Source organism: Flavisphingomonas formosensis, from assembly GCF_009755815.1.
Lineage (GTDB): Bacteria > Pseudomonadota > Alphaproteobacteria > Sphingomonadales > Sphingomonadaceae > Flavisphingomonas > Flavisphingomonas formosensis.
This window is the reverse complement of record NZ_WRPK01000001.1, coordinates 881,557-906,216: the sequence shown is the minus strand read 5'-3', so window position 1 is coordinate 906,216 and position 24,660 is coordinate 881,557. Positions and strand designations below refer to the sequence as shown.

General features: G+C 67.7%; 20 protein-coding genes. 9 read left to right on the top strand and 11 right to left on the bottom strand.

Translation table 11 applies throughout. From position 1 onward, the window contains the following. Positions 1-15: 15 nt before the first annotated feature. Positions 16-1,275 (bottom strand): cytochrome P450, encoded by a 1,260-nt coding sequence (locus tag GQY20_RS04425; RefSeq protein WP_157215787.1) that lies wholly within the window; start codon positions 1,273-1,275, stop codon positions 16-18. Positions 1,276-1,440: 165 nt separating this feature from the next. Between GQY20_RS04425 and tldD the strand changes: the two genes are divergently transcribed. The 3 genes from tldD to GQY20_RS04410 are packed head-to-tail and all read left to right on the top strand — an operon-like array spanning position 1,441 to position 4,161. After that, positions 1,441-2,871: a metalloprotease TldD gene (tldD, locus tag GQY20_RS04420; RefSeq protein ID WP_157215786.1), complete on the top strand. Its 1,431-nt coding sequence runs from the start codon at positions 1,441-1,443 to the stop codon at positions 2,869-2,871. Positions 2,872-2,876: 5 nt separating this feature from the next. Further along, positions 2,877-3,422: a DUF924 family protein gene (locus GQY20_RS04415; protein ID WP_157215785.1), complete on the top strand. Its 546-nt coding sequence runs from the start codon at positions 2,877-2,879 to the stop codon at positions 3,420-3,422. Positions 3,423-3,459: 37 nt separating this feature from the next. Further along, positions 3,460-4,161: an endonuclease/exonuclease/phosphatase family protein gene (locus GQY20_RS04410; RefSeq protein WP_157215784.1), complete on the top strand. Its 702-nt coding sequence runs from the start codon at positions 3,460-3,462 to the stop codon at positions 4,159-4,161. A gap of 64 nt (positions 4,162-4,225) precedes the next feature. Here GQY20_RS04410 and GQY20_RS04405 read toward each other — a convergent pair whose 3' ends face one another. From GQY20_RS04405 to GQY20_RS04370, 8 genes are all read right to left on the bottom strand, one after another. Continuing rightward, complete coding sequence (locus tag GQY20_RS04405) at positions 4,226-4,615, bottom strand: nuclear transport factor 2 family protein (protein WP_157215783.1); 390 nt, start codon at positions 4,613-4,615, stop codon at positions 4,226-4,228. Positions 4,616-4,641: 26 nt separating this feature from the next. Then, on the bottom strand, positions 4,642-6,123 hold the full coding sequence (locus tag GQY20_RS04400) for an FAD-binding protein (RefSeq protein ID WP_157215782.1): 1,482 nt from the start codon (positions 6,121-6,123) through the stop codon (positions 4,642-4,644). Positions 6,124-6,176: 53 nt separating this feature from the next. Then, the gene (locus GQY20_RS04395) at positions 6,177-6,704 is read right to left on the bottom strand and encodes a GNAT family N-acetyltransferase (protein ID WP_157215781.1); all 528 of its coding nucleotides are present in this window, start codon (positions 6,702-6,704) and stop codon (positions 6,177-6,179) included. A 64-nt stretch (positions 6,705-6,768) separates the two neighbouring features. Then, on the bottom strand, positions 6,769-9,915 hold the full coding sequence (locus GQY20_RS04390; RefSeq protein WP_157215780.1) for an autotransporter outer membrane beta-barrel domain-containing protein: 3,147 nt from the start codon (positions 9,913-9,915) through the stop codon (positions 6,769-6,771). Between the two features lie 204 nt (positions 9,916-10,119). Then, positions 10,120-11,253, bottom strand: a complete 1,134-nt coding sequence (locus tag GQY20_RS04385) for a CaiB/BaiF CoA transferase family protein (RefSeq protein ID WP_157215779.1) — start codon at positions 11,251-11,253, stop codon at positions 10,120-10,122. Continuing rightward, positions 11,253-12,416 carry an acyl-CoA dehydrogenase family protein gene (locus GQY20_RS04380; RefSeq protein WP_157215778.1) on the bottom strand — a complete coding sequence of 388 codons (1,164 nt, stop codon included), beginning with the start codon at positions 12,414-12,416 and terminating at the stop codon, positions 11,253-11,255. Before GQY20_RS04380 ends, GQY20_RS04385 begins: the two co-directional genes overlap by 1 nt. Before the next feature lie 65 nt (positions 12,417-12,481). Continuing rightward, positions 12,482-13,963 carry a DUF4403 family protein gene (locus tag GQY20_RS04375; RefSeq protein ID WP_157215777.1) on the bottom strand — a complete coding sequence of 494 codons (1,482 nt, stop codon included), beginning with the start codon at positions 13,961-13,963 and terminating at the stop codon, positions 12,482-12,484. Positions 13,964-14,087: 124 nt separating this feature from the next. After that, positions 14,088-15,047, bottom strand: a complete 960-nt coding sequence (locus GQY20_RS04370; protein ID WP_157215776.1) for an SDR family NAD(P)-dependent oxidoreductase — start codon at positions 15,045-15,047, stop codon at positions 14,088-14,090. Between the two features lie 105 nt (positions 15,048-15,152). Between GQY20_RS04370 and GQY20_RS04365 the strand changes: the two genes are divergently transcribed. The 3 genes from GQY20_RS04365 (at position 15,153) to GQY20_RS04355 (ending at position 18,145) form a co-directional block, all read left to right on the top strand. Further along, positions 15,153-16,112 (top strand): AraC family transcriptional regulator, encoded by a 960-nt coding sequence (locus GQY20_RS04365; protein WP_232475877.1) that lies wholly within the window; start codon positions 15,153-15,155, stop codon positions 16,110-16,112. A gap of 234 nt (positions 16,113-16,346) precedes the next feature. Continuing rightward, positions 16,347-16,685, top strand: coding sequence for a P-II family nitrogen regulator (locus GQY20_RS04360; RefSeq protein WP_157215775.1), 339 nt, complete (start codon positions 16,347-16,349; stop codon positions 16,683-16,685). A 14-nt stretch (positions 16,686-16,699) separates the two neighbouring features. Beyond that, positions 16,700-18,145, top strand: coding sequence for an ammonium transporter (locus GQY20_RS04355; RefSeq protein WP_157215774.1), 1,446 nt, complete (start codon positions 16,700-16,702; stop codon positions 18,143-18,145). A 492-nt stretch (positions 18,146-18,637) separates the two neighbouring features. On the opposite strand, the gene GQY20_RS04350 is transcribed toward GQY20_RS04355, so the two are convergent. Further along, a complete protein-coding gene (locus GQY20_RS04350; protein WP_157215773.1) occupies positions 18,638-19,429 on the bottom strand; it encodes an outer membrane protein assembly factor BamD in 792 nt (263 codons plus the stop codon). A gap of 86 nt (positions 19,430-19,515) precedes the next feature. Here GQY20_RS04350 and GQY20_RS04345 point away from each other — a divergent pair, with 86 nt between their 5' ends. From GQY20_RS04345 to GQY20_RS04335, 3 genes are all read left to right on the top strand, one after another. Beyond that, positions 19,516-20,757, top strand: coding sequence for a glycosyltransferase (locus GQY20_RS04345; RefSeq protein WP_456298460.1), 1,242 nt, complete (start codon positions 19,516-19,518; stop codon positions 20,755-20,757). 8 nt (positions 20,758-20,765) lie between these two features. Beyond that, a complete protein-coding gene (locus GQY20_RS04340; protein WP_157215772.1) occupies positions 20,766-22,073 on the top strand; it encodes an Nramp family divalent metal transporter in 1,308 nt (435 codons plus the stop codon). Positions 22,074-22,286: 213 nt separating this feature from the next. After that, the gene (locus GQY20_RS04335) at positions 22,287-24,077 is read left to right on the top strand and encodes an ABC transporter ATP-binding protein (RefSeq protein WP_157215771.1); all 1,791 of its coding nucleotides are present in this window, start codon (positions 22,287-22,289) and stop codon (positions 24,075-24,077) included. Positions 24,078-24,146: 69 nt separating this feature from the next. On the opposite strand, the gene GQY20_RS04330 is transcribed toward GQY20_RS04335, so the two are convergent. Continuing rightward, positions 24,147-24,659, bottom strand: a complete 513-nt coding sequence (locus GQY20_RS04330) for a nuclear transport factor 2 family protein (RefSeq protein WP_157215770.1) — start codon at positions 24,657-24,659, stop codon at positions 24,147-24,149. Position 24,660 lies beyond the last annotated feature (1 nt).

Here is a 24,660-nt window from a genome sequence, read left to right as displayed (position 1 = left end):
CGGAGTCACTCCGGCCTACCGTTCCTCCGCATCGAAGGCGATGCGCAGCTCCTTGAAGCCGTCCATGAAGATCGAGCGCGCATGGCGCGGTTCGGCGAGGAGGCGCGGATTGTGGATACGGCGCGCCATTTCCCCGATCATCACGGTCAGGTTGGACCGCGCCTGCTGGATGCCCAGGCAATAATGCGGCCCCGCGCCGAAGGTGCGGTAGTTACGGCGCGTGTTGGGCACCGCGCGACGGATGTCGAACCGGCCGGGATCCGCGAAGAAGGCGGGATCGCGATTGGGAGAGCCGAGCACGCAGACCACCTTGTCGCCCTTCGCGATTCGCTGGCCGGCAAGTTCCTGGTCGCGCGTCGCGGTGCGGCGCAGATAGACGACCGGATTGCGGAAGCGCAGCACCTCCTCCACCGCGCCCACGACCAGCTCCGCATCGGCCTGCAGCAGCGCATATTGATCCGGATTGCGGATGAACTCGACCATCGCCCAGGCAAGCGTGTTGCGCGTCGTCTCCATCCCGCCGACGATCAGATTGTTGAAGAAGCGGCCATATTCGACGTCGCTGAGTGAGCGGCCCTCTATTTCAGAACCGAGCGCGTCCATCGTCAGGCTTTCACGCGGGTGGACGCGATGGTCGGCGGCAAGCGCGGCGCCGAACTCCATGAGCTTCATCGAGGCGATGAAGCCGGCCTCGCGATTCTCGGCGAATTCGGGATCGTCGGCGAGGGTCAGAGTGTTGGTGAGATCGGCGACATAGGCGAAGTCCTCCTCGCGCACGCCGAGCACCGCATAGATGACGCGCATCGGGAACTGCATCGCCACCTCGTTCACGAACTCGCACTCCCCGCGCGGCAGCACCGCATCGAGGATGTCGGTGGCCAGCGCGCGCATCATCGGTTCTCGCGCGCGCATCGCCGCAGGACGGAAGGCGTAATCGACCAGCGCGCGATACTGCCGGTGCCGCGGCGGATCCATGAAGGTCAGGCTCTCCTGCTGCTCGGCGAGCAGAGCGGGCGGGAAATCGTCCAGGATGGGCCCAAAATTATTGGTGAACAGATCGGGGCTCTGCAGGACGTGGTCGATGTCCCTTTGATGGAAGAGCAGCCAATGCCCTCCGGTGGCATGGTCGTCCGTCTCCCACAGGATCCGATGCCCCTCGCGCAACTCGTCCAGATAGGCGCGGGGGGTGCCTGCAGCGAATGTGTCGAAATCCAGAAAACGGTGGAAAGGACAGCCGGCGGCGGCCTCGCTGGATGTTGCGGCTGTCTCGGACATGCGCTCTCCTCTCGGTGCGGCCTCTCTGCTGTCGGCCGCCAGGCCGAGCATAAGCGCGCCCGGCTGCGGCCGCATACTCCGATCGGACTAGGCACGGCCTATCGCGGACGGAATGATCCGACGACGGGGGCTGCCAAAGCGCCAACTCCCGCCTATATCGACCGTATGAGCATAATCCTCGATCCCCGCCGCTTCCTCTATCGCGATGGCCAGCTCGATCCCGATGGCGCGCTTCGCATCACCGCCGAGACGCTGAGGGGCTGCGACGATGGCGAGCTCTATCTGCAATATACCGCCTCGGAGAGCTTCGGCTTCGACGACGGCCGGCTGAAGACGGCCGACTTCAATACCCAGGCCGGCTTCGGCCTGCGGGGCGTGTCGGGCGAGACCACCGCCTTCGCCCATGCCAACGAGATTTCGGAAGCCGCGATCCGCCGAGCCGGCGAGACGATGACGCTGCTCGATCCGGCTAAGGGCGATCGCCCTGCCCCGCCACGCCGGACCAACACGTCGCTCTACACCGGAGACGATCCGCTCGGCCTCATCCCCTTCGCCCGCAAGGTCGCGCTCTGCCAGGAGGTGGACGCCGCCGCCCGCGCGCGCGATCCGCGCGTCGCGCAGGTGACGGTGGGCCTCTCCGGATCGTGGAGCGTGGTCGAGATCGTGCGGCCCGACGGCTTCGTCGCCTTCGACGTGCGGCCGCTGGTGCGGCTCAACGTCTCGATCGTGGTCGAATCGAACGGCCGGCGCGAAAGCGGCTTCTTCGGCCTCGGCGGCCGCTACCTCTACGATCGGCTGTTCGATCCGGCGACCTGGAACCGCGCGATCGACGAGGCGCTGGCCCAGGCGTTGATCAACCTCGAATCGGTCGCCGCGCCCGCCGGCGAGATGACCGTGGTGCTCGGGCCGGGCTGGCCCGGCGTGCTGCTGCACGAGGCGATCGGCCATGGGCTGGAGGGCGATTTCAACCGCAAGGGCACCTCCGCCTTCTCCGGCCGCATCGGCGAGCGGGTGGCCGCGCCCGGCGTCACCATCCTCGACGACGGATCGATCGCCGACCGCCGCGGATCGCTGACCATCGACGACGAGGGCACACCGACCCAGGCGACCACGCTCATCGAGGACGGCATCCTCAAGGGCTATATCCAGGATCGGCTCAATGCGCGGCTGATGGGCGTCGCGCCGACCGGCAACGGCCGGCGGGAGAGCTTCGCCCACGCGCCGATGCCGCGGATGACCAACACCTTCATGCTCGGCGGCAACGACGATCCGGGCGAGATTCTCTCGCGCGCGAAGTCCGGCATCTTCGCCAAGAGTTTCGGCGGCGGCCAGGTGGACATCACCTCCGGCAAGTTCGTCTTTTCCTGCACCGAGGCCTATCGCATCGAGAACGGCAAGCTCGGCGCCCCGATCAAGGGCGCAACCCTGATCGGCGACGGCCCCTCGGTGCTCACCAAGGTCCGCGCGATCGGCAACGACATGGCGCTGGACGAAGGCGTCGGCATTTGCGGCAAGGGCGGCCAGTCCGTCCCGGCCGGCGTCGGTCAGCCGACCCTGCTGATCGAAGGGCTCACCGTCGGCGGCACCGCCGCCTGACCGGCATGGACGAGGCCGAGGCGCGCGGCATCCTCGATTTCTGGCTCGACGAGGTCGGGCCGGCGGGCTGGTGGACGCGTTCGGCCACCGTCGACGCAGCGATCGCCGATCGCTTCGCAACGCTCTGGGAGCGCGAGCGACACCGGCCGGCGGACGCCTTCCTGGGATCGGCATCGCGCGCTTTCGCAGCCGTGCTGCTGTTCGACCAATATGGCCGCAACCTCTTCCGCGAGGACGCGCGCGCCTTCGCCAGCGACGATCTCGCCCGCGCCGTTGCCCGCGCGATGGTGGCACGTGGCCTGGACCGGGAGATCGCCGCCGCGCCGCGTATCTTCGTTTACATGCCCTTCATGCACAGCGAGGAAATGGCCGATCAGCTCTGGTCGCTCGCGCTGTTCGAGGCGCTGGGCGACGACAATTCGCTCGACAATGCGCGCGAGCATCACGCGATGATCGCCCGCTTCGGCCGCTTCCCGCACCGCAACGCCGCGCTCGGCCGCGCCGATCGACCGGGCGAAGCCGAAGCGATCGCACAGGGCGGCCAATGGTAGCGCAACCAACGCCCCCATGCCGGGTTGGGCCTCAGGCATGATCACCGTCGCAAGCTACAATATGCGCAAGGGCATCGGCACCGACCGGCGTCGCGATCCCTTCCGCATCATTGACGTGCTGCATGAAATCGATGCCGACGTCATCGCGTTGCAGGAGGCCGACCGACGCTTCGGCACGCGGCAGAGCGCGCTGCCACTCGACTATCTCACCGATCACACCCCGTTCAAGCCGGTTCCCTTCGACGTGCGGCCGGGTGGCATCGGCTGGCACGGCAACGCCATATTGATCCGCAAGTCGGCCGAGATACTGGATCGCGCGCCGCTGGACCTTCCGATGCTCGAGCCGCGCGGCGCCGTGCTCGCCGACATCCGCATCCGTGGCACCGAGCTGCGCATCATCGGCATGCACCTCGATCTCTCGGGCCTGTGGCGGCGGCGCCAGGCGCGCGCGGTGATCACCCATGCGCGCCATTATCGCCGGCCGCTGCCGACCGTGCTGATGGGAGACCTCAACGAATGGTCGCTGCACGGCGGCTGCCTGCGCGAGTTCCTGCCCGATTTCCATCTCGCGCAGACCGGCCGCAGCTATCACAGCCGCCGGCCGATCGCCTGCCTCGACCGGATCATGGTGACGCCGGACCTGCGCATCCTCTCGGCCGGCGTGCATCACTCCGCCAAGGCGACGCGCGCATCCGACCATCTGCCGATCTGGGCGCGCCTTCAACCGACCGGGGCTTAATGGAGCGCGATGCCGAAGGTCGCATTCGTTGGATAAGCTGGTGCGGTCGGTCCATTACATCGGATCAACTGCTCCAATCCCGAGGCGCCTCGGTCGCCTGATGCGCCACGTTCCGCCATGCCCCGCCCCTGCGTACATAAACGCGGATGTGACGGGCATATTTGGTCGGCTGCAGACCGGCCGGCGTGCGGATATCGTTATGGTAGCGGCCGGTGACGATCGCCGTGTCGCCGAACAGGCGGACATGATTCTCGTCGATCGCGAAAGTTTCGAACCGGAATGCGCCTTCGCGCAGCCCATCCAGAAACTCCGCCTTGGTACGCGTATGCCCGCTGCTCTCGACATGGGTGTAATCCTCGCTCGTGATGCGATCGAGAAAGGCGATGTCGATCCGTACCAGCGCATCGGCACGCGCTGCATCAAGGGCGAGAATTTCGGCAATCGCTTCGGACACCACGATTCATCCTCTCCGCCGCGATCTCACGCCATCGCCGCATGGCGCCCGGCCCGGCGGCCGAAGAAGGAGGCTTCGCCGAGGCAGGTTCCGGAGGCATAGCCATTGCTGTCCTGCGCGATATTGGAGGCGCAGGCGCCCGCGGCATAGAGGCCCGGCACCGGCCTGCCCGTACCGTCCAGCACCTGGCCGTCGGCCGATACGCTGAGTCCGCCGAGGGTGAAGCCGGTATAGACGGCGCGCCCGAACGACAGGTCGAAGGCGGCGAAGGGGCCTTCGTCGAGCGGTTTGAGCCATTTCGGATATTTGTGGAATTCGGGATCCTCGCCCTGGGCGGCATGAGCATTGTAGGCCGCCATCGTCGCCTGGAGGCTGCCCGCCGGCAGGCCCAGACCCGCCTCCATCTCCGCAATCGTCTCGAAACCATCGATCAGGCTCTGGTTGGTGAGCGAGGCGAAGTGAGGATAGGCGAAGATCGCGCTGTCAACGATCAGATAGACGGTCCCGCCCGGCTGGCGCGAGGAGAAGATGCCGGAACGGCTGTGGTAGCTGTCCTCCGCCACGAAACGCCGGCCCTCGCCATTCACGAGGATGCCCTTGAGAAGCTGCTCGGGCGGATAGAAGGGCGAAGTGAGGAACGGTTCCCCCATGTGGATCGGCACGCCGCCCGCCGCCGTGCCCAGGCGGATGGCGAGGCCGTCATCATAAGGGCTGCCCTGCACATAGGCAGAGGCGAGGACAGGCACATGCTCGGCCACCATCTCCGCATTCTGGCCGAAGCCGCCCGCCGCCAGCAGTACCGCCTTGTCGGCGCGGACATAGCTCGTCTCGCCGAAGCGGCGCACCCTGACGCCGACGACGCGGCCCCCCTCGCGCACCAGCGCCTCGACCTTGCTGTCAGCCATTACCGTGGCGCTGGCCGCTTCTGCGCGTCCGGAAAGGATGCGCAGCGCCAGGGCACCGCCGCCCTCCTCCCCGTCGAACGCCACCTTGTGGCCGCGCGGCGCAGGCCTGGCCTGATCGCGATAGGGCCAGACCTGCTCGTTGCCGGTCCAGATCAGGCAGTCCCGGCCGGGCTGGACGACATTCTTCTGCGGATAGAAGCTACGGTCGAAAGGCACGCCCTGCGCCTCCAGCCAGTCGAAATGGGCGACGCTGCCGTCGGCATAGAGGCGGATCTTCTCCAGGTCCGGATCGAGCGCCACCGCCTCGAGATAACGCGCCATCTCCTTGGCGCTGTCCTCGAAGCCGCAGGCCTTCTGCACCGCGGTGCCGCCGCCCAGATAGAAATGGCCGGCCGCGGCCGAGGTGCTGCCGGTGCAGCCGCTCGTCCGCTCGACGAGGATCACCGACGCGCCGGCCGCGCGCGCCTCGATCGCGGCACAAGCGCCAGCCATGCCGAAGCCCATGATCACCAGATCCGCGCCCGCCGCCCATTCCGGCACATCGGCCGCGTCGATCAGCAGCGGCACCTCGGCTTCGCCACCCGCTTGCGCACCCTCCACCATATCTTCGCCCCTCTTCCTAGCGGGCCGGACTGTGGCGGCAGCCCTCGGGGAGCTCAAGCCGTGACGGGGCGCAACCGCTCATAGAGGTCGACCAGCGCGTCTCGATAGCGGGCGGTGGCCAGAAAGCGATAGCCGACCCGCGCCGCCACACGGACTGATGCCGTGTTGGCCGCATCGATGATGCAGACCGTGCGCGCAATCCCCTGTTCGTCCGCCCAATCGAGCATGGCGCCCACCGCCTCGCCTGCAAAGCCGCGGCCATGCGCCCAGGGGGCGAGTGCCCACCCGGCCTCGGGCGTGCCTTCGAAGCTGGGTTCGCTGGCGCGGCGCGAATCCATGAGGCCGACCTCGCCGGCATAGCGGCCGCTCGCCGTCTCGATCACCGTCCAACTGCCATAGCCGACCGTCTGCCAGTGGCCGATATAGCGCAGGAGGCGCTGCCACACTTCCTCTCGCGCGAAGGAGCGCCCGCCGATCATGGCATAGACGGCGGGATCGCCCCACATAGCGGCGCTCGCCTCCAGGTCGTCGGGATTGGGAGACCGGAGCGTCAGACGGGCGGTGGTGAGGATCGGGATCATGTCATCAGGCTAACGCGTCCAGCGCGAAATCTGAACCGTCATGCCGGCGGAGCGTCAAGTCCGGTCAGAGCGCCATTTGCAGCCCGACGCGCAGGCCGAGCGCAGTCGTGCCCTGCTGGCGCTCACCATCCACCTCGCCGGAAACGGTGAAGTCGCCGTTGCCACCCTTCAGCCGGAACGCGCCGGTCCAGGCGCCCTTGCGGGCGTCCGGCGTGAGCGTGAAGGAATCGCCGCCGGCAAAGGCGGCAGTGGTCGCGCCGAGCGAGCCGTTTATCACTTCACGCCGGCCGCCCTCCAGTTCGGCGCGCAGATAGCCGCCGTCATTGGCGTCATCGTCGTAGATGCGATAGCCGAGCGCCAGCGCCTGGCTGGCCGCGAATTCCCGGCTGCGGCGCGAATCGACGATCAGGTCCATGCCGGTTCCGCCGCCCTTGTCGCCATAACCGCCCTCGGACAGGCGGTAATAGTCGATCGAGGCCTGCGGACGCAGCGAGAAGGCGCCGAAATTCGCCGAGTAGGAGAGGCCGGCCGCGCCGCTCAGCAGGCGGCCGTTCCAGCGGCCGACGGCGGTGCGGGTGAAATCCGTGCCGTCGTCGCTGCCGGTGAAGCTGCGCGTGCTCTTGAACCTGATGAAGGCATAGTTGGCGCGCGCATAGGCGTGCAGCCGGCCCCAGTCGCTGCGCCAATAGCCGCCGAACTCATATTGGTTGTTGGTGACCTTGTTGGCCGTGTCCTTGTCGTTGGTGGTGCCGACCAGATAGGCCAGCGACACGCCGACGCGGCCGAACTTGCCCAGCGAGCGCTCGCCGCCGCCCGCCATGCCCCAGCCCGCCACCCGGTAGCCGGCGGTATCGTCGATCGCCTTGCTGTGCAGCCAGCCGACCTGCTGGATCCACAGGCCCCAGGGGCCTGCCTGGTAGACCGGCGCCGACGGATCCGCGAGCCAGTTCATGCTCGCCCGCGACGCCAGGGTGACGCTGTCGAACGAGGCTCCGGCATAATCGGGCATCAGCGTGCGCAGCGCGCTCTTGAAGCTGGCCGCATCGGTGAGGTTCAGGAAGGCGTCGCCCAGATTCTTGTCGCCGGAGATCGCCGCGAAGATCGGCTCATAGGCGGCGCTCTCGTTGCGGTTGAGGCCGAGCTCGCCCGCCGTCTTGCGCGTTACGTGGAGGGTCAGGGTGGCGGCGGAGGCATTATCGCTCAGCGCCGTCTTGAACAGATAGGGCAAGGCGGAGCTGGTGACGGAAATATTGTCGGTGCCGCTCAGGCTGCCGGCCTGTACCACCGCATAGGTGCCGGCGGTGTAGTTGATATCCTGGAAATGCAGCGCGAGCTTCGATCCGGTGTCGAAGCTCGCCGCACCCGTCACCGAGTAGAGCGTCGCCGATCCGGTCGATCCGTCGATCGTCACGCCCAGCGTGCCGCCGTTGGTGACGGACAGGGAGCCGAGCGCGACGGTGCCGGTATTGGTCAGCGTCAGCGTGCCGCCGGCGACGCCGAGAGCCACGCCACCGGTGTTGGCGAGCGTTCCCGTGAAGGTCGAGCCGCTGCCGATCGAAAGCGCCCCGCTGCCGCTGCCGCCGAAATCCGCATCGCCAGTGAAGGTCGAGCTGCCGGACAGGGCGAAGCTGTTGGTGCCGGCGCCGAAGCGCACATTGCCGGTCACCGTGCCGTCGCTGACGGTCAGTGTGTCGTTGCCCGAGCCGAACAGGATGTCGCCGGTGATCGACGGCGTGGTGCTGCCGCTGCTCGGTGCCGCCTGGGTGACGCTGACACCGGCCGTGGATGCCGAGAAATCGAGGGCGGTGTTGGTGACGCCGCCGGTCGCGGTGATCGTGCCTCTATTGGTAAAGGAGGCGACCGTGCCGGACTTGTCGACGAACGCGACATTGTCCGCATTCACGGTCGTCGCGCTGGTAGAGGCGCTGAGCGTGCCGGAGTTGGTCACGGTCGGCACGCTGGCCCCCGCGTCGATCCGGACCGCGGTGTTGGTCTGGCCGGAATCGACTGCGCCGGTGGCAGAGACCGTCGACGAGATGTCGAGCACGGGCACGCTGGCCCCGCTGCCGATCTCGATCGCCGTCGCCGACGCATCGTTCGACGTCGCCGTGATCGCGCCGGTGATGCCGACGCCACCGGCGATGTCGACGGTACCGCCAAGGCCGCCGATCACCAGCCCGTGGGTGGCATAGCCGCTATAGACGCCGCTGGCCGTGATGGTGCCGTCCATCTCGAAGCCGTAGCCGTTGCTGTTGCCCGACAGCGCGCCGATGCTGATGGCGTTGGCGGCCGAGCCGATCTGGACGGCGGCGCCGGTGCCGTAAGAGGTGATGCTGCTCGCGGTGGTCGTCACCGTGCTGCCGCTCGAATCCGTCGTGCTGGTCGCTGCGGTGAGGATCACGCCGCCGGCCACGCTGCCCGCGATCGACAGGGTCGGGCCGTTTTGAAGCAGATTGTCCGCACCAAGCGAGGAGGTGCTGCTCGGCAGCGTCGTCGAAGTATAGCCGGTCGAGCCGAGCGCGCTCTGGATGGTGAGCCTGCCGCCGATATTCCCGTCCAGCACCACCGCCGACGCATTCAGGCCGGTGGCCGATACCGAGCCGGTGATGTCGACATTGCCGCTGATCGCACCGCCCGAGATGCCGACGCTGTTGTCGCCCGTGACCGTGATCGTGCCAGACTGGGTCAGCGAGCCGGTGAGCGTGCCGCCGAGCAGTATGCCCGCGCTGTCGTTGCCCTTGACGGTGATCGTGCCGCTGTTGGCGATATCGCCGGTGAAGGCGCCGAGCGTGCGGATGCCGTAACGGTCCGATCCTTCGGCAAAGGCGCCGTCGACCACGCCGTCACCGTTGGAATCGCTCTGCGTATAGCTCTCGCTGACGGTGATCGTGCCGCTGTTGGTGATCGTCGCGGTGACGCCGTCATTGGCGAGGATGCCGCTCGCATCGTCAACGCCGGTGAAGGTGATGGAACCGGCATTGTCGACGCTGTTGTCGCTGTCGATCGTGACGGCCGCGCCCGACACGGTCGGCGTCACGCTGCCGCTGCTCGAGATGCTGATGTCGGACGTCGATCCGCTCGCTACGGTCGCGGTGGTGATGCCCGCCGTCCGCGCGCCGGTGATCGTCACCGTGGCGGCATGGGCAGGCAGCGCCAGCGTCGCGAGTGCGACGGGCGTCAAACAACTGGTGGCGCTCAATATCCTACGCATAGCTTCTCCCCCATCCCCGGCGGTCGTTCCGCGGTGATGCCCTGGATGATCTGCAGCGTTGCGCACCGTTGCTGGCCGGTCAGAACGGCCCGACGGCTTTCTGCAAACTGAACAATGTGCACAGGAGAAAAGGTCGCGCCGCGGCGCGGCCCGGCAGGCCGGGGCTGCAATCCCGATCATGAAAAGTCGGACAGAGCCTCTCCGCTATGCGAACTCCGCGCGGATCGCCGCGTCATGTTCGCCCAGCGCGGGGATCGGGCGGGTGCCGGACCGGCGATCGGACCAGCGGACCGGCGGTGCAGGGAGATTGACCGGACCTTCCGGACCTTTTGCGACCACCCGCCGCAGATGCGGATGGCGCGACAGGCCGGCAACGTCGTTGACGCGCGCGAAGGCAATGTGCGCGGCCTCCAAGCGGCCGATCAGCTCCTCGGTCGTCAGCGCGGCGCACCCGGCCGCGACGCGGCCGTCGACCTCGGCGCGATGGGCCATACGTGCCGAGTTGCCGTCATAACGGGGATCGGCGGCGAAACCCGGATCGCCCAGCACGTCCGCGGCAAAGGAGCGCCATTCGCGCTCGTTCTGAATGGCGAGAACCACGTCTTCGCCGTTCGCGGTCCGGAAGACACCATAAGGCGTGATGTTGGGATGGGCGATGCCGACGCGCTCAGGCGCCGCACCTCCATAATCATGATGGAGCAGCGGTACCGCCATCAGATCGGCGAGGCCATCGAACAGCGATACGGCAACACCGCTGCCGATTCCCGTCCGGTCCCGGCGCAGCAGCGCCTCCAGCACGCCGCCATAGGCGTTGAGTCCGCAGGCGAGATCCGCGATCGACACGCCGACACGGCCAGGCCCCTCGGGCGATCCGGTGATCGCCGCCAGCCCGGTCTCGCACTGGACGAGCAGATCATAGGCCTTGCGATCGCGCATCGGACCGTCCTCGCCATAGCCCGAGATGTCGCAGGTCACGAGGCGCGGGTGGGCCGCCCGCAACGCCGCCGAGCCGAAGCCCGCCCGCGCCGCGCCGCCGGGCGCGAGATTCTGAACGAACACGTCCGCCCGCGCGACGATGCGACGGAGCAGGGCCGCATCGCCCCCATCCTTGATATCGAGGCGCACCGATTGCTTGCCACGGTTGAGCCAGTTGAAATGGGTGCTGCCGCCATTGACAAGATGATCGTAGCCGCGCGCGAAATCACCGTCCGGCCGCTCGACCTTGATCACCCGCGCGCCCGCGTCCGCCAGCCGCGCGGTGCACAGCGGCGCGGCCACCGCCTGCTCCAGGCTGACGACGAGCAGGCCGGCCAGCGGCTCGGATGCGTCGCCCGGCATCAGAAGGATTTCGGCAGCCCCAGCACATGCGTGGCGACATGGCTGAGGATCAGGTTGGTGGAGATCGGCGCGACCTGGTAGAGCCGCGTCTCGCGGAATTTGCGCTCGATGTCATATTCCTCGGCGAAACCGAAGCCGCCATGGGTCTGCACGCACATATCCGCCGCGAACCAGCTCGCCTCCGATGCCAGCAGCTTGGCCATGTTCGCCTCCGTGCCGCAGGACGCGCCCGCATCGTAGAGCGCGGCCGCCTTCGCCACCATAGCGGCCGCTGCGCTGATCTGAACATGGGCACGGGCGATCGGGAATTGCACGGCCTGATTCTCACCGATGGCGCGGCCGAACACGCGGCGCTCCTTCGCGTAGGCCGAGGCGCGCTCGATGAAGAAACGCCCGTCGCCGATGCATTCGGATGCGATCAGGATCCGCTCGGCATTCATGCCCGAGAGAATGTAGCGGAAGCCCTGCCCCTCCTCGCCGATCAGAGCGTCCGCCGGCACTTCGAGATCGTCGAAGCTGAGTTCGGTCGTCGCATGGTTCAGCATGGTGCGCACCGGCCGGATGGTGAGGCCGTTGCCGACCGCCTGGCGCATGTCGATCAGGAACACGCTCATCCCGTCGCTCGGCCGGGCACCCTCTGCCTCGCGCGGTGCCGTGCGCGCAAGCAGCAGCAGCAGGTCCGAATGCTCGGCGCGGCTGATCCAGAGCTTGCGGCCGTTGACGATATAGCGATCGCCCACTCGCCTGGCGAAGGTGGTGATGCGGGTGGTGTCGGTGCCGGCGTCCGGCTCGGTCACGCCGAACGCCTGCAGACGCAGCACACCACGTGCGATCTCGGGCAGATAGCGCTGCTTCTGCGCCGCGCTGCCGTGCCGCAGCAGCGTGCCCATCGTGTACATCTGGGCGTGGCAGGCCCCGCCGTTGCAGCCCGACCGGTGCACCTCCTCCAGGATCGCGCAGGCCGCACCGATGCCGAGACCCGAGCCGCCATAGGCTTCGGGGATCAGCACGGAGAGGAAACCCGCTTCGCTCAGCGCCTGCACGAAGGCGGTGGGATAGGCGCGCTCGCGATCCAGCGCCTGCCAATAGCTGCCTGGAAACGCCCCGCACAGCTTGCGGACGGCGTCGCGTATGTCGTCATGGCTTTGGTCGATATCGCTCATCACGCCATGCTATGCACGGCTGGCGCTTGCGGCCAAGCCCGCGATGCGGCGCGATGCCGTACGGATCAGTGCGGTCGATAGTCGATCCGCGCCTCGCCGTCTGCGCGGATCGGCAGGAAAAGGCCCTGGCCGGTGGGTTCGACCAATCCATTGGAAATACTGGTTATCGATGCGCTCAGCACGAAATCGCCCTCGTGCCGCTCGGCCAGCGCCTTGCGCGCGGCGGCGAGCACCTTGTCGTAATCCTTTGCGAAATCATGAGCGAGCGCGTCCTGTATCTCGTCCAACACCTGCTGATTGGCGAAGAAGGCGAACAGCGGCCCAACCGCGCGATTGTCCGATCGCTGGGCGATGCGAAGGTCGCGGAAGCGCACCAGCTGCGAATTGGCATCATTATAAGGCGCGGCGGAAAGCCAGACGGTGCCCCGCGCCCGCACCAGCGCATGATCGCGCGCGCGGACCGCGGTGGGAATGCCGACGGCAAGGCGGCCGCCCTTGGTGGCGTAGAGGGTGACCTTGCCGAAGCTCGCCTCGACCGGGCCGATGCCGGGCAGGCTGATCCCCTTGGCCGCAAGCTTGGCCAGCGCCCGATCGACGACCGGCTCTATCTGCCGATAGTCGGCCAGCACCGGAATGGATATGTGAAGGCCTTCCGCCCCCGGAGTCGGCGTGGGCGGCGGCAAGGGCCGCGGTACGGGATCGGACGGCCGATCACCGACGAAGGTCTCGGTCAGCGCCTCGGCGGACAGCATCATCTGCAATTCGTTCTTGTTGACGCGATAGCCGACGACGCCCAGCCGCCGCGGCGTGATCCGCATCCAGGCGGGCGGCTTGTCGCGGTTGAGCTCGATCGAGGTGAAGGCCTGCACCCACAGCGCATCGAGCCGCCGGCGCGAATCGAGCGCGGCCAGCGCCGCCGGCAATTCGCGCTGAAGGCGGGCGATCACCGCCTTCAGCCGCTCGTCCGCCTTGCTTATGAGAGGGATGCGATGGCCGAGGAAATCGATGCCAGGCGGCTCCGTCCAGTCATAAGCGATCGAGACGGTCGCGGTCGGCGTCCAGTCCGATCGCATGCCGAAACTCGCCTGGGCACGCACCTGGGCGGCACCTGTCGCCGTCTCCTTCTTGAGGATGCCGCCGACGTCATGCGCGCTGATCGTCGCGGTGACGGGCATGGTGATGACGAGCTTGTCGCCGCTGCCGCCGAGGCGGATCGTGCCGCGACGGACCTGCCCGACGATGCGACAGCCGAGCGCCGGCGTGAGCTTCACGTCCCGGCCGAGGATCTTCACCCGTTGCGCCGGCACGCAATGCTGCTCGTATCGATCGATCTGCCAGAGCTCCGTCGGCACGCGCTGGTTTACCCGCGCCTCCAGATCGGCGAGCCGGGCGGAGACCGGAATCACGATCGTCGAGACCTGCTGGGGAAAGACCGCCGGCCCCTCCTCGCGCGGCGGCGCGGGATTGCCGGTCTCGCGGTGGCAGGCGGTCAGCAGGACAAACGGCACGAGCAGACAGGCGCCCTGAAATCGACCGACAGCAGCCATGCCCGCCATCCCAATCCGTGCCGCGGAAAGCGCAGCACGATAATGGGGTGGTGGCATTGCTTTCGGCCGGAAATCAAGAGCGGAGCCAAATCGCCCGCCTGAATTCAAGCGCCGCCGGGCGGCGTCAGAAACGCTCGCCCACCATCTCCTCGCTCAGCGCCCAGAGCGCCTTGGCGCGTTCCGGATCCAGCGCATAGGAGCGCACGCCGCCGCGAATGCCTTCACCCTCCTCGATCTCGGCGACATGGCAATCCTCGCAATATTGCCCGCCGACCGCGTCCGCATCGGCGACGATACCGGCCCAGACCGAGGTCGCAGCGCCCTGCGGGACGCTCTTGTAGCGGAAGGCAGGCCGTCCGGCGGCAACTTGCGCCTCGTCGATCGATTCGATCAGCGCCTGCACCGCCTGCTCGTCGAGATGACGGCTGAGCTCGGTCCGGATGCCGCCCGGATGCACCGCTGTCGCGCGGACGCCCCGCGCACGATGACGCCGATCGAACTCCACCGCGAAAAGGATATTGGCGGTCTTGGAGCGGCCATAAGCGATAAAGGGCTCATAGCCGCCACGCGCGAAACCCGGATCCTCCAGATCGACGTCCGAGAAACGATGCCCGGCGGACGAGAGGTTCACCAGCCGGCCGCTCGCCGCGATCAGCCCGGCAATACGATTGACCAGCAGGAAATGGCCGAGATGGTTGGTGCCGAACTGGGTCTCGAAGCCGTCCGCGGTGGTACCCTGGGGACAGGCCATCACGCCCGCATTGGCGATGACGAGATCGAACGACCGGCCGTCGGCAACCAGAGCTTCCGCCGCGGTGCGCACGCTGGCGAGCGAAGCAAGATCGAGCGCCAGCAGCGCCAGCGAACCGCCGGCCGACCCGGGCTCGATCCCGGAGGTCGCGCGACGCGCCTTCTCCACGTCACGCGCGGTACCGACGACGTCGGCGCCATGCGCCACCAGCGCGCGTGCCGTCTCGACGCCGAGCCCGGCCGACACGCCTGTTACCAGCACCCGCTTGCCGGTCAGATCCATGCCGTCCAATACTTCGTCTGTGGTGCTTTCCTCGCCGAACGTCCTGGCCATGGGAGTCTCCTGAATGATGGGGAAGCCGGGCACGGAAGTGGCCCTGGCTGCGCTGCCTATCTGGCGCGCAATGGGTTGTGCCGTACGCCCGATCGCCTCTTTCTCTTGCCCGATCCTCGCAAAGCGCGGCTTGCCCGCCTTGCATTGCAGGTCCAGGCCGCCAATCTTCAGGCCATGCCGGACAGCTTCTCCCGCCTTCTCGCATTGGCCGCCCGCCATGCCGGACGCACCCTCCCCCTCGCCGGGCCACGAGTCGCCATTCACTCCGGATGCAAGCCCACCACGCCGGTCCCGACCCTCTACGAGCCGATGCTCTGCGTCGTCCTGCAAGGCGCCAAGCAGGTGATGATCGGGGATCGCGTGCTGCGCTACGATCCGGCCAGCTATTTCGTCGCAACGCTCGAGCTGCCGGCGACGGGATGCATCGTCGAGGCCAGCGCCGCGCGCCCCTATATCGCGGTCAGCATGGCGTTGAATCGCGCCACGCTGGCCGACCTGCTCTGCGCGGTGCCGGAAACCCCGTCCGCCGGTCTCGCCGGCTTCGGCGTCAGCGCGATGACGCCGGAGCTGCTCGATCCCTGGCTCCGCATGCTTGGCCTGTTCGAGGCGCCGCAGGATGCGCCGGTGCTCGCTCCGATGCTGGAGCGCGAGATTCTCTATCGGCTGCTGCAAGGCCCGCAAGGCGACATCGCCCGCCAGGCAGCACGCGGCGACGGCCGCCTGGCCCAGATCCGCAGCGCAATCGGCTGGATCCGCGAGAATTTCGACAGGCCCTTGCGCATCGAGGAACTCGCCGCGCGCGCCGGCATGAGCGCCGCCTCCTTCCATCGCCATTTCAAGGCGGCGACGGCGATGAGCCCGCTGCAATATCAGAAGGCACTCCGGCTGCAGGAGGCCCGGCGCCTGCTGGTGAGCAACGGCGAGGCTTCGCGGGCGGCCTATCGCGTCGGCTATGAGAGCGCGTCGCAGTTCAGCCGGGAATATGCGCGCATGTTCGGCCACCCTCCGGCCCGCGACGCGGCGCGCCTGCGCGAAAGCCGCGGCGCGGAGGAATTGGCGGCCTGAGCGGCACCTGCCCGCCCTTCGCCATGACATCTGCTTCGCATCGAGATGCGCGCCCTGAATTTAGGCAATTGTTGCTGCTTAGTTTCTAGGCAGATACGTTTCGTTGCTTAATCGATAAGCGATTTTCGCCGCGGTGCGGTGCGACACGCTGTTGCAACGCAACGGAATCCGGCAGCTGCCCGATTTGGCACGCCCCTTGCGAGACGAGGCATCGCCAAATGCGAGGGAGGCGAAATGAAACTCGTCATAGCCATAATCAAGCCGTTCAAGCTGGATGAGGTGCGCGAAGCACTGTCCAGCCTTGGCGTGCAGGGCATGACCGTGACCGAAGTGAAGGGCTTTGGGCGGCAGAAGGGCCAGACGGAGATATACCGGGGGGCCGAGTACAGCACGAACATGGTGCCGAAGATCAAGATCGAGGTAGCGACGACGTCTGATCTGGCGGGACGTGTCGTGGAAGCGATCCAGCAGTCTGCGAACACCGGCGCGATCGGCGACGGCAAGATCTTCGTGCTCGACATTGGTCAGGCGGTGCGGATCCGTACCGGCGAGACCGATGAGACGGCGCTCTAAGGAAAGGGGGAAACATGAAGCTTTCTAGCAAGATAGCGGCTGGCATAGGGGCCCTGGGCATCGCCGCCCTCGCCTCCATGCCCGCCTTCGCGCAAGCCGCCGCGGCCTCACCGATCCCGCCGGCCACCGTCGACAAGGGCGACACCGCCTGGATGCTCGTCTCCTCGGCGCTGGTGCTGATGATGTCGGTGCCGGGCCTGGCGCTGTTCTACGGCGGCCTCGTCCGCACCAAGAACATGGCGTCGGTGCTCACCCAGTGCTTCGCGATCACCTGCATGGTCGCGGTGATCTGGGTGTCATGGGGCTATTCCGAAGCCTTCACCGCGAACAACCCTTTCTTCGGCGGTTTCTCCAAGCTCTTCCTGAAGGGCGTCGACGGGACCACCCAGGCGGCGACCTTCTCCAACGGCGTCTACATTCCGGAATATGTGTACGTCTGCTTCCAGATGACCTTCGCCTGCATCACGCCGGCGCTGATCATCGGCAGCTTCGCCGAGCGCGTGCGTTTCTCCCCGCTGATGCTGTTCATGGCGCTGTGGGTGACGCTGGTCTATTTCCCGATCGCGCACATGGTGTGGTGCTGGGATGGCCCTGACGCCATGGCCGCCGCCGCCCTCAAGGGCCCGGCCGCCATCGACGAAGTCAACAGCCACGCCGGGTACATCTTCCAGATGGGCGCGCTCGACTTCGCGGGCGGCACCGTCGTTCACATCAACGCGGGCATCGCCGGCTTCGTGGGCTGCCTGATCCTCGGCAAGCGCACCGGCTACGGCAAGGACGTGATGGCGCCGCACTCGCTGACCATGACCATGATCGGCGCCTCCCTGCTGTGGGTGGGCTGGTTCGGCTTCAACGCGGGCTCCAACCTCGAATCGAACGGCGTCACCGGCGTCGCCTTCATCAACACCTTCGTCGCCACCGCGGCCGCGGGCCTCTCCTGGCTGCTCCTGGAGCAGGTCGTGAAGGGCAAGCCCTCGCTGCTCGGCGTCGTCACCGGCGCGGTTGCCGGTCTCGTCGCCGTCACCCCGGCCTCGGGCTTCGCCGGCCCGATGGGCTCGGTCGTCCTCGGCTTCCTGGTGTCGCCGATCTGCTTCTTCTTCTGCACCACGGTGAAGAACAAGTTCGGCTACGACGACTCGCTCGACGTGTTCGGCGTGCACTGCATCGGCGGCATCTTCGGCGCGATCATGACCGGCATCCTGGTGGATCCGGCGCTCGGCGGTCAGGGCATCGCGGACTATGTCTCGAAGCCCGGCACGCTGCAGGTCGGCAGCTACGACATGGTCAGCCAGGTGATCACGCAGATCAAGGCGGTGGCCCTGACCCTCGTGTGGTCCGGCGGCATCTCGGCGATCCTCTACTTCGTCATCGACAAGACCTGGGGTCTGCGCGCTTCGGTCGAGACCGAGACCGAGGGCCTCGACATCTCCGAGCATGGCGAGCGCGCCTACCACTACTGACAAGTTTGGGGAGCGGCCCGACAGGCCGCCCCCTCCAGGGGTTCCTCCTGCGAACGACTGGGCCGGTGGAGCAATCCACCGGCCCTCTTTTTTGGGCTGGCGCCGGCTGCGTCCGCGGCGCCGGCAATATCCGTGAATGCGTTTCCCGCGTCATGCCGGCGGAAGCTGGCATCGCTCTCAAGAGGCATCCGGTTGACTATGGAGGGCGAGCCCAGCTTTCGCTGGGCTGACGATCACGACTCAGGACGACCGGAGGGGGTTGGAACCAGATCCGATGGAACGGCCCCCGGCTTCAGCCAACTGCTTGCAACCTCACCCTACCCCGAACGGGTAAGGCGGAGCCCATGCCGGAGCATGATGGCGTAAGTTCGCACGACAGTCGTCGTCCCAGCGAAAGCCAGAATCTCTATCGACTTCGAGCGGTTTGCCTGCCGATAGCGATCCCAGCTCTCGCCGGGATGACGCGTCGATCCAGAGCCTACGCTCCCTGGCTCAGCTCGCCTTGGCTTCGGGCATCTTCTTGCGGATGAGCGTATAGGCCCGCTCATACCATTTGGAGCCGGGATAGTTGGCACCGAGCACCGCCGCCGACTTCTTCGCCTCCTCGGGCACGCCGAGCGCAAGATAGGATTCGGTCAGGCGCTCCAGCGCCTCGGGCACATGGCTGGTGGTCTGATATTTGTCGACCACGACACGGAAACGCAGCACGGCCGCGAGCCAGTCGGCACGGCGCTGGTAGAAGCGGCCGACCTCCATCTCCTTGCCGGCGAGATGGTCCTGGATCAGGTCCACCTTCACACGCGCGTCGGCGGCATAGTTGGTGTCCGGATAGCGGCGGATCAGCTCGCCCATGGCATCGAGCGCCTGCTGGGTGATCTTCTGGTCGCGATTCACGTCCTGGATCTGCTCGTAATAATCCACGGCGATCAGATAGAGGGCGTAGGGCGCGTCCTTGTTGCCCGGATGGATCGAGAGGAAGCGCTGCGCGCTGTCGATCGACTTCTGATAATCGCGGCCGAGATAATAGCAGAAGGCGCTCATCAGCTGCGCACGGCGCGCCCACACCGAATAGGGATGCTGCCGCTCGACCTCGTCGAACAGCGCCGCAGCCACCTTATACTGGCCGCGGTTCAGCCGCTCGCGCGCCGCATTGTACAGCGTGTCCACGTCATGCGCGACATAGGAGGTGTCGGACTTGTTCTTGTCCTTGGCGCATCCCACCAACGGCAGGACCAGGGCGGCGGCGATCGCAAGCGCGAACGGGCGGGGTGAGAGACGCGTCATGACTTTAGCTCTTAACCGAGGCTTCGGGCCTCGCCAAGCCGGAGATGCGCGGCCGGCCGGACGCATCGAACCCACCTTGCAGCCCTGTGCACGATGTCACGCCGCAGCTCGCGGTGGAAAAGCGCAGCCAGGCGTGGGAAGAAAGCCGTATGCTGCGCGTGCTCACTCTCGCCTCGCTGTTTCCCAGCGCCGTCCGGCCGGTGTTCGGCGTCTTCGTCGAGCGGCAGACGCTCGGCCTCGCCGCACATCGCGACGTGGCGCTGCGTGTCGTCAATCCGATCGGCCTGCCGCCCGGCCCGCTGAAACGCCATGTCCATTACCGGGCGCAGGCCGCGCTGCCGGCGCGCGAGACGTGGAAGGGGCTGGAGGTGCACCGCCCCGCCTTCCCGGTGATCCCGCGCATGGGCGAGCGCTTCGCGGCACGGCTGATGGCGCGTGCGCTGCTGCCGGTGCTGCAGACCATCCGGAAGGAATTTCCGTTCGACGTGATCGACGCGGAATTCTTCTGGCCCGACGGGCCGGCTGCGGTGCGGCTCGGCCGGGCGCTGGGCGTGCCCGTGTCGATCAAGGCGCGCGGCAGCGACATCCATCAACGCATGCACCAGCCCGCGATGCGCAGCGCGATCGTCGCGGCCGCCCGCGCTGCCGACGGGCTGCTGGCGGTCAGCGGCGCGCTGAAGGCGGACATGGTGGCGATCGGCATGCCGGCGGAGAAGATCCGCGTCCACTATACCGGCGTCGACATGGATCGCTTCCGCCCTGCGACGGACCGCGCGGCAGCCAAGGCAGCGCTCGGCGTGCAGGGGCCGTTGCTGCTGAGCGTCGGCGCGCTGATCGCGCTCAAGGGCCATGATCTCGTGCTCGACGCGATCCGGGAATTGCCCGAGGCGACGCTGATGATCGCCGGCGAGGGGCCTCATCGCCCGGCGCTCGAGGCGCGCATCGCGGCCGAGGGCCTGGGCGAGCGGGTGCGCCTGCTCGGCGCCCAGCCGCACGAGGCGATGCCGGCGCTGATCGCCGCCGCGGACATGATGGTGCTCGCCTCCGCCGCCGAGGGGCTCGCCAATGCCTGGGTGGAATCGCTCGCCAGCGGCACGCCGATCGTGATCCCGGACGTCGGCGGCGCGCGCGAGGTGGTCGACCGGCCGGAGATCGGCCGGCTGGTGGCGCGTGAACCGGCGGCCATCGCCCGCGGCATCCGCGAGCTGCTCGCCGCCCCGCCCCTCCAGGATGTCGTGCGCGCCTCGGCCGAGCGCTTCACCTGGGCGGCCAACAGCGCGGCCCTGTACGAACATCTGGCGGGGCTGGCCGCCGGCCGGGGCGCGTAGACACGCGCATGCCGTTCAGCCTCCCCCGCGTCGCTACCGCGCCTTTCTGCCCATCCGAAGTGCGCGGCAGCGTCGCCGTGCCCGAGGGGCTCTCGCTGCCGGCCAAGCTGATGCGCTTCGCCGGGCCGGGGCTGCTCGTCGCGGTCGGCTATATGGATCCCGGCAACTGGGCGACCGACATCGAGGCGGGATCGCGCTACGGCTATGATCTGCTGTTCGTCGTCTTGCTCTGCGGGCTGGGCGCGATCCTGCTCCAGTCGCTCGCCATGCGGCTCGGCATCGTCGCCGAGCGCGACCTCGCCCGCATGGCGCGCGAACGCTACAGCCCGGCGGCGACGCATTTTCTCTGGGTGCTGGCGGAACTGGCGATCGTAGCGACCGACGTCGCCGAGGTGCTGGGCAGCGCGCTGGCGTTCAACCTGCTGTTCGGCGTTCCGCTCTGGGCCGGCGTGTTGCTGACCGGGCTGGACACGATCATCGTGCTCGGTCTCAAGGGCCATGGCTTCCGGCAGCTGGAGGCGATCGTGCTGGGCCTGATCGCGACGATCGGCATCTGTTTCCTCGTCCAGCTCATCATCGCCCGGCCAGACCTTCCCGCCGTGGCACGGGGCCTCGTCCCCTCGCTGCCCGCACTGCGCGATCCGCACGCGCTCTATCTCTCGATCGGCATCCTCGGCGCGACGGTGATGCCGCACAATCTCTACCTGCACAGCGCGGTGGTGCAGACCCGCGTCGCCGGATCGAAGCGCGAGGCGATCCGCTTCGCGACCGCGGACATCGTCGTGGCGCTGATCCTCGCGACGATCGTCAACGGCGCAATCCTGACGCTGGCGGCCGCGACCTTCCATGCCAGCGGGCACCAGGGCGTAGCCGAGATCGAGGACGCCTATCGCCTGCTGGAGTCGATCACCGGCGCAGCGGCGGCCGCGCTGCTGTTCGGCATCGCGCTCTTCGCCTCCGGCCAAAGCGCGACGTTCACCGGCACGGTGGCGGGCCAGGTGATCCTCGAGGGCTTCCTGGACCTCAAGATACCGTGCTGGCAGCGGCGGGTGATCACGCGCGGCCTCGCCTTGGGGCCGGCGCTGGCGGGGATCATGCTGATGGGGGATCACGCCGTCGGCCGGCTGCTCGTGCTCACCCAGGTCGTCCTTTCGGCGCAGCTGCCCTTCACCCTCTATCCGCTGATCCGCTTCACCAGCGACCGATCGATCATGGGCGAATATGCGACCGGCTTCGTCTGGCGAATCGCCGCCTGGCTGCTGTTCGCGCTGATCGTCGTCGCCAATCTCTGGCTGCTGGTGCGACTGGCCGGCTGAGGCGCCGCCCGCACGGCTGGCATTTCGCGCCCGATCTGCTATGTCGGCCGCAGCACTCATGCTTTCGAAGGAGGGGCTTTGATGACAGTCATGCACATGCCGCTCCCGCGTCAGGGCTCGCGCCGCCGCTGACGCCGTCCGGCGGAACGCTCCGCCGCCGTCCGTTCTTCCCCATTCTATCGAGGATGCGTGCTCCGGCGCGCGGATAGTATCATGACCCAGCCGCTCAAACGCGACGACGCATCCGCCATGCGCCTCGTCCTCGCCTTCACCTTCCGCCACTGGGCGCGGCGCAAGCCGCTCGTGCTCGGCATCGCCGCGGCCATGTCGCTGTCGACGCTGACCGAGGTGTTCGTACCGCTCTATGCCGGCCATCTCATCGACGCGCTGTCACGCGGCATGGCAGGGCGAGACGCCGCGCTCGGCGCGTTCGGCACGATCATCGCGCTCGGCCTCGCCATGCTGCTGCTCCGCCACTTCGCCTGGTGGGGCATCGTGCCGCTGACCCTCGGCATCATGCGCGACATGGCGCGCGATGCCTTCCACCGGGTGCAGCGGCTCTCGACCGACTGGCATGCGAACAGCTTCGCCGGATCGGTGGTGCGCAAGATCACGCGAGGCATGTGGGCGCTCGACACGCTGGACGATGTGCTGCTGCTGGCGCTGCTCCCTTCGCTGGTGGTGCTGACCGGATCGATGCTGCTGCTCGGCTGGCACTGGCCGGTGCTCGGTCTGGTGATGGCGGTCGGATCGATCGCCTACATCGCCCTCACCGTGCTCCTGGCGACCCGGGTGATCGCGCCTGCATCGCGGCTCTCCAATCAGTGGGACACGCGGATCGGGGGCGTGCTGGCCGACGCGATCGGCACCAATGCGGTGGTCAAGGCGTTCGGCGCGGAAGCACGCGAGGATGCGCGGCTGATGGTGACCATCGCCAAATGGCGGCGGCGCACCTCGCGCACCTGGATGCTGCACACCTGGGCCGGCACCGGCCAGCTCGCCCTGCTGTGGCTGGTGCGGACCGCGGTGACCGGCACCGCGCTGTGGCTGTGGTGGCGCGGCCAGGCATCAGCCGGCGACGTCGCCTATGTGCTGACCGCCTATCTGGTAGTGCATGGCTATCTGCGCGACATCGGCCAGCATGTGCACCACATGCAGCGCGCGGTGAACGAGATGGAGGAACTGGTCCGCCTCCATGACGAACCGCTCGGCGTTGCGGACAGGCCGGATGCGCGGCCGATCCGGATCGAGGCGGGCGCGATCCGCTTCGATCGGGTCGATTTCCGCTATGGCGGGCACGGCACCCCGCTCTACGAAGGGCTGGACGTGGTCATCCCGGCCGGCCAGCGCGTCGGCCTGGTGGGGCCCTCCGGCTCCGGCAAGACGACCTTCGTCAAGCTGATCCAGCGGCTCTACGACGTGACCGGCGGCCAGGTGACGATCGACGGGCAGGATGTGGCGCACGCCACGCAGGACTCGCTCCGCAGCCAGATCGCGATCGTGCCGCAGGAGCCGATCCTGTTCCACCGCAGCCTGGCCGAGAATATCGGCTATGCCCGGCCGGATGCGAGCCAGGAGGAGATCGAAGCCGCGGCGCGGCTCGCCAATGCGCACGACTTCATCGCCGCCCTGCCGCGCGGCTATCGCACCATGGTCGGCGAGCGGGGCGTGAAGCTGTCCGGCGGCGAGCGGCAGCGCGTGGCCCTTGCCCGCGCCTTCCTGGCCGATGCGCCGATCCTGATCCTGGACGAGGCGACCTCCAGCCTCGATTCGGAATCGGAAGCAGCGATCCAGGAGGCGATGGGCCGGCTGATGAAGGGCCGCACCGCGATCGTGATCGCGCACCGGCTGGCCACGGTGCAGGCGCTGGACAGGATCCTGGTGTTCGAGGGCGGCCGGATCGTCGAGGATGGTGACCATCCCACGCTGCTCGCCAATGCGGACGGGCGCTACCGCCGGCTGTTCGACCGGCAGGCCGGCGGCCTGGCGCAGATCAGCGGGTGAGCCGGTCCGCTCGCGATTCATCATCCTCCCCGGAACAGGGAGGATGATGAATCGGCAGGGAGGGGAGTATCAGGGCCTGATCCCCGCCAGCAGCGGCATCGCGCAGGACGCATCGTCCGGCCATTTGCCGCCGATGGGCAGGCCCGCCGCCGTGGCGCCGGGCACATGCGGGCGTTCCTGGCTCCAGTCGATCACGCGGGTGCGATGGGCGATGCGCCAGCCTTCGGGGGTACGGCGAAAACGGTCGAGGTAGCGGCCGCCGGCGATATAGTCGCGCGCGCGATCGGTGCCTGCGTCGATCACATGGCTGTTGACCGCGTAGGTCTCGCCTTCGGCCATGTCGCCCGCGATCGCGAACAGGCGGTTGCCCATGAAATGATGGGTGCGCATGCTCCGCATCGAGGCGCCGACGAATTCGGCGAAGGCGTCCGGGCCGCCGCGGAACATCGCTCCATGATCGTGAATCGCGTCGTCCGCATAGAGGCTGCGCAGCAGCACCAGATCGAGCCGGTCGATCGCGCGCGCATAAAGGTCGACCAGCCGCGAGAGAGCCAGCTCGTCGAACGCATCCTGCGGCGCCATC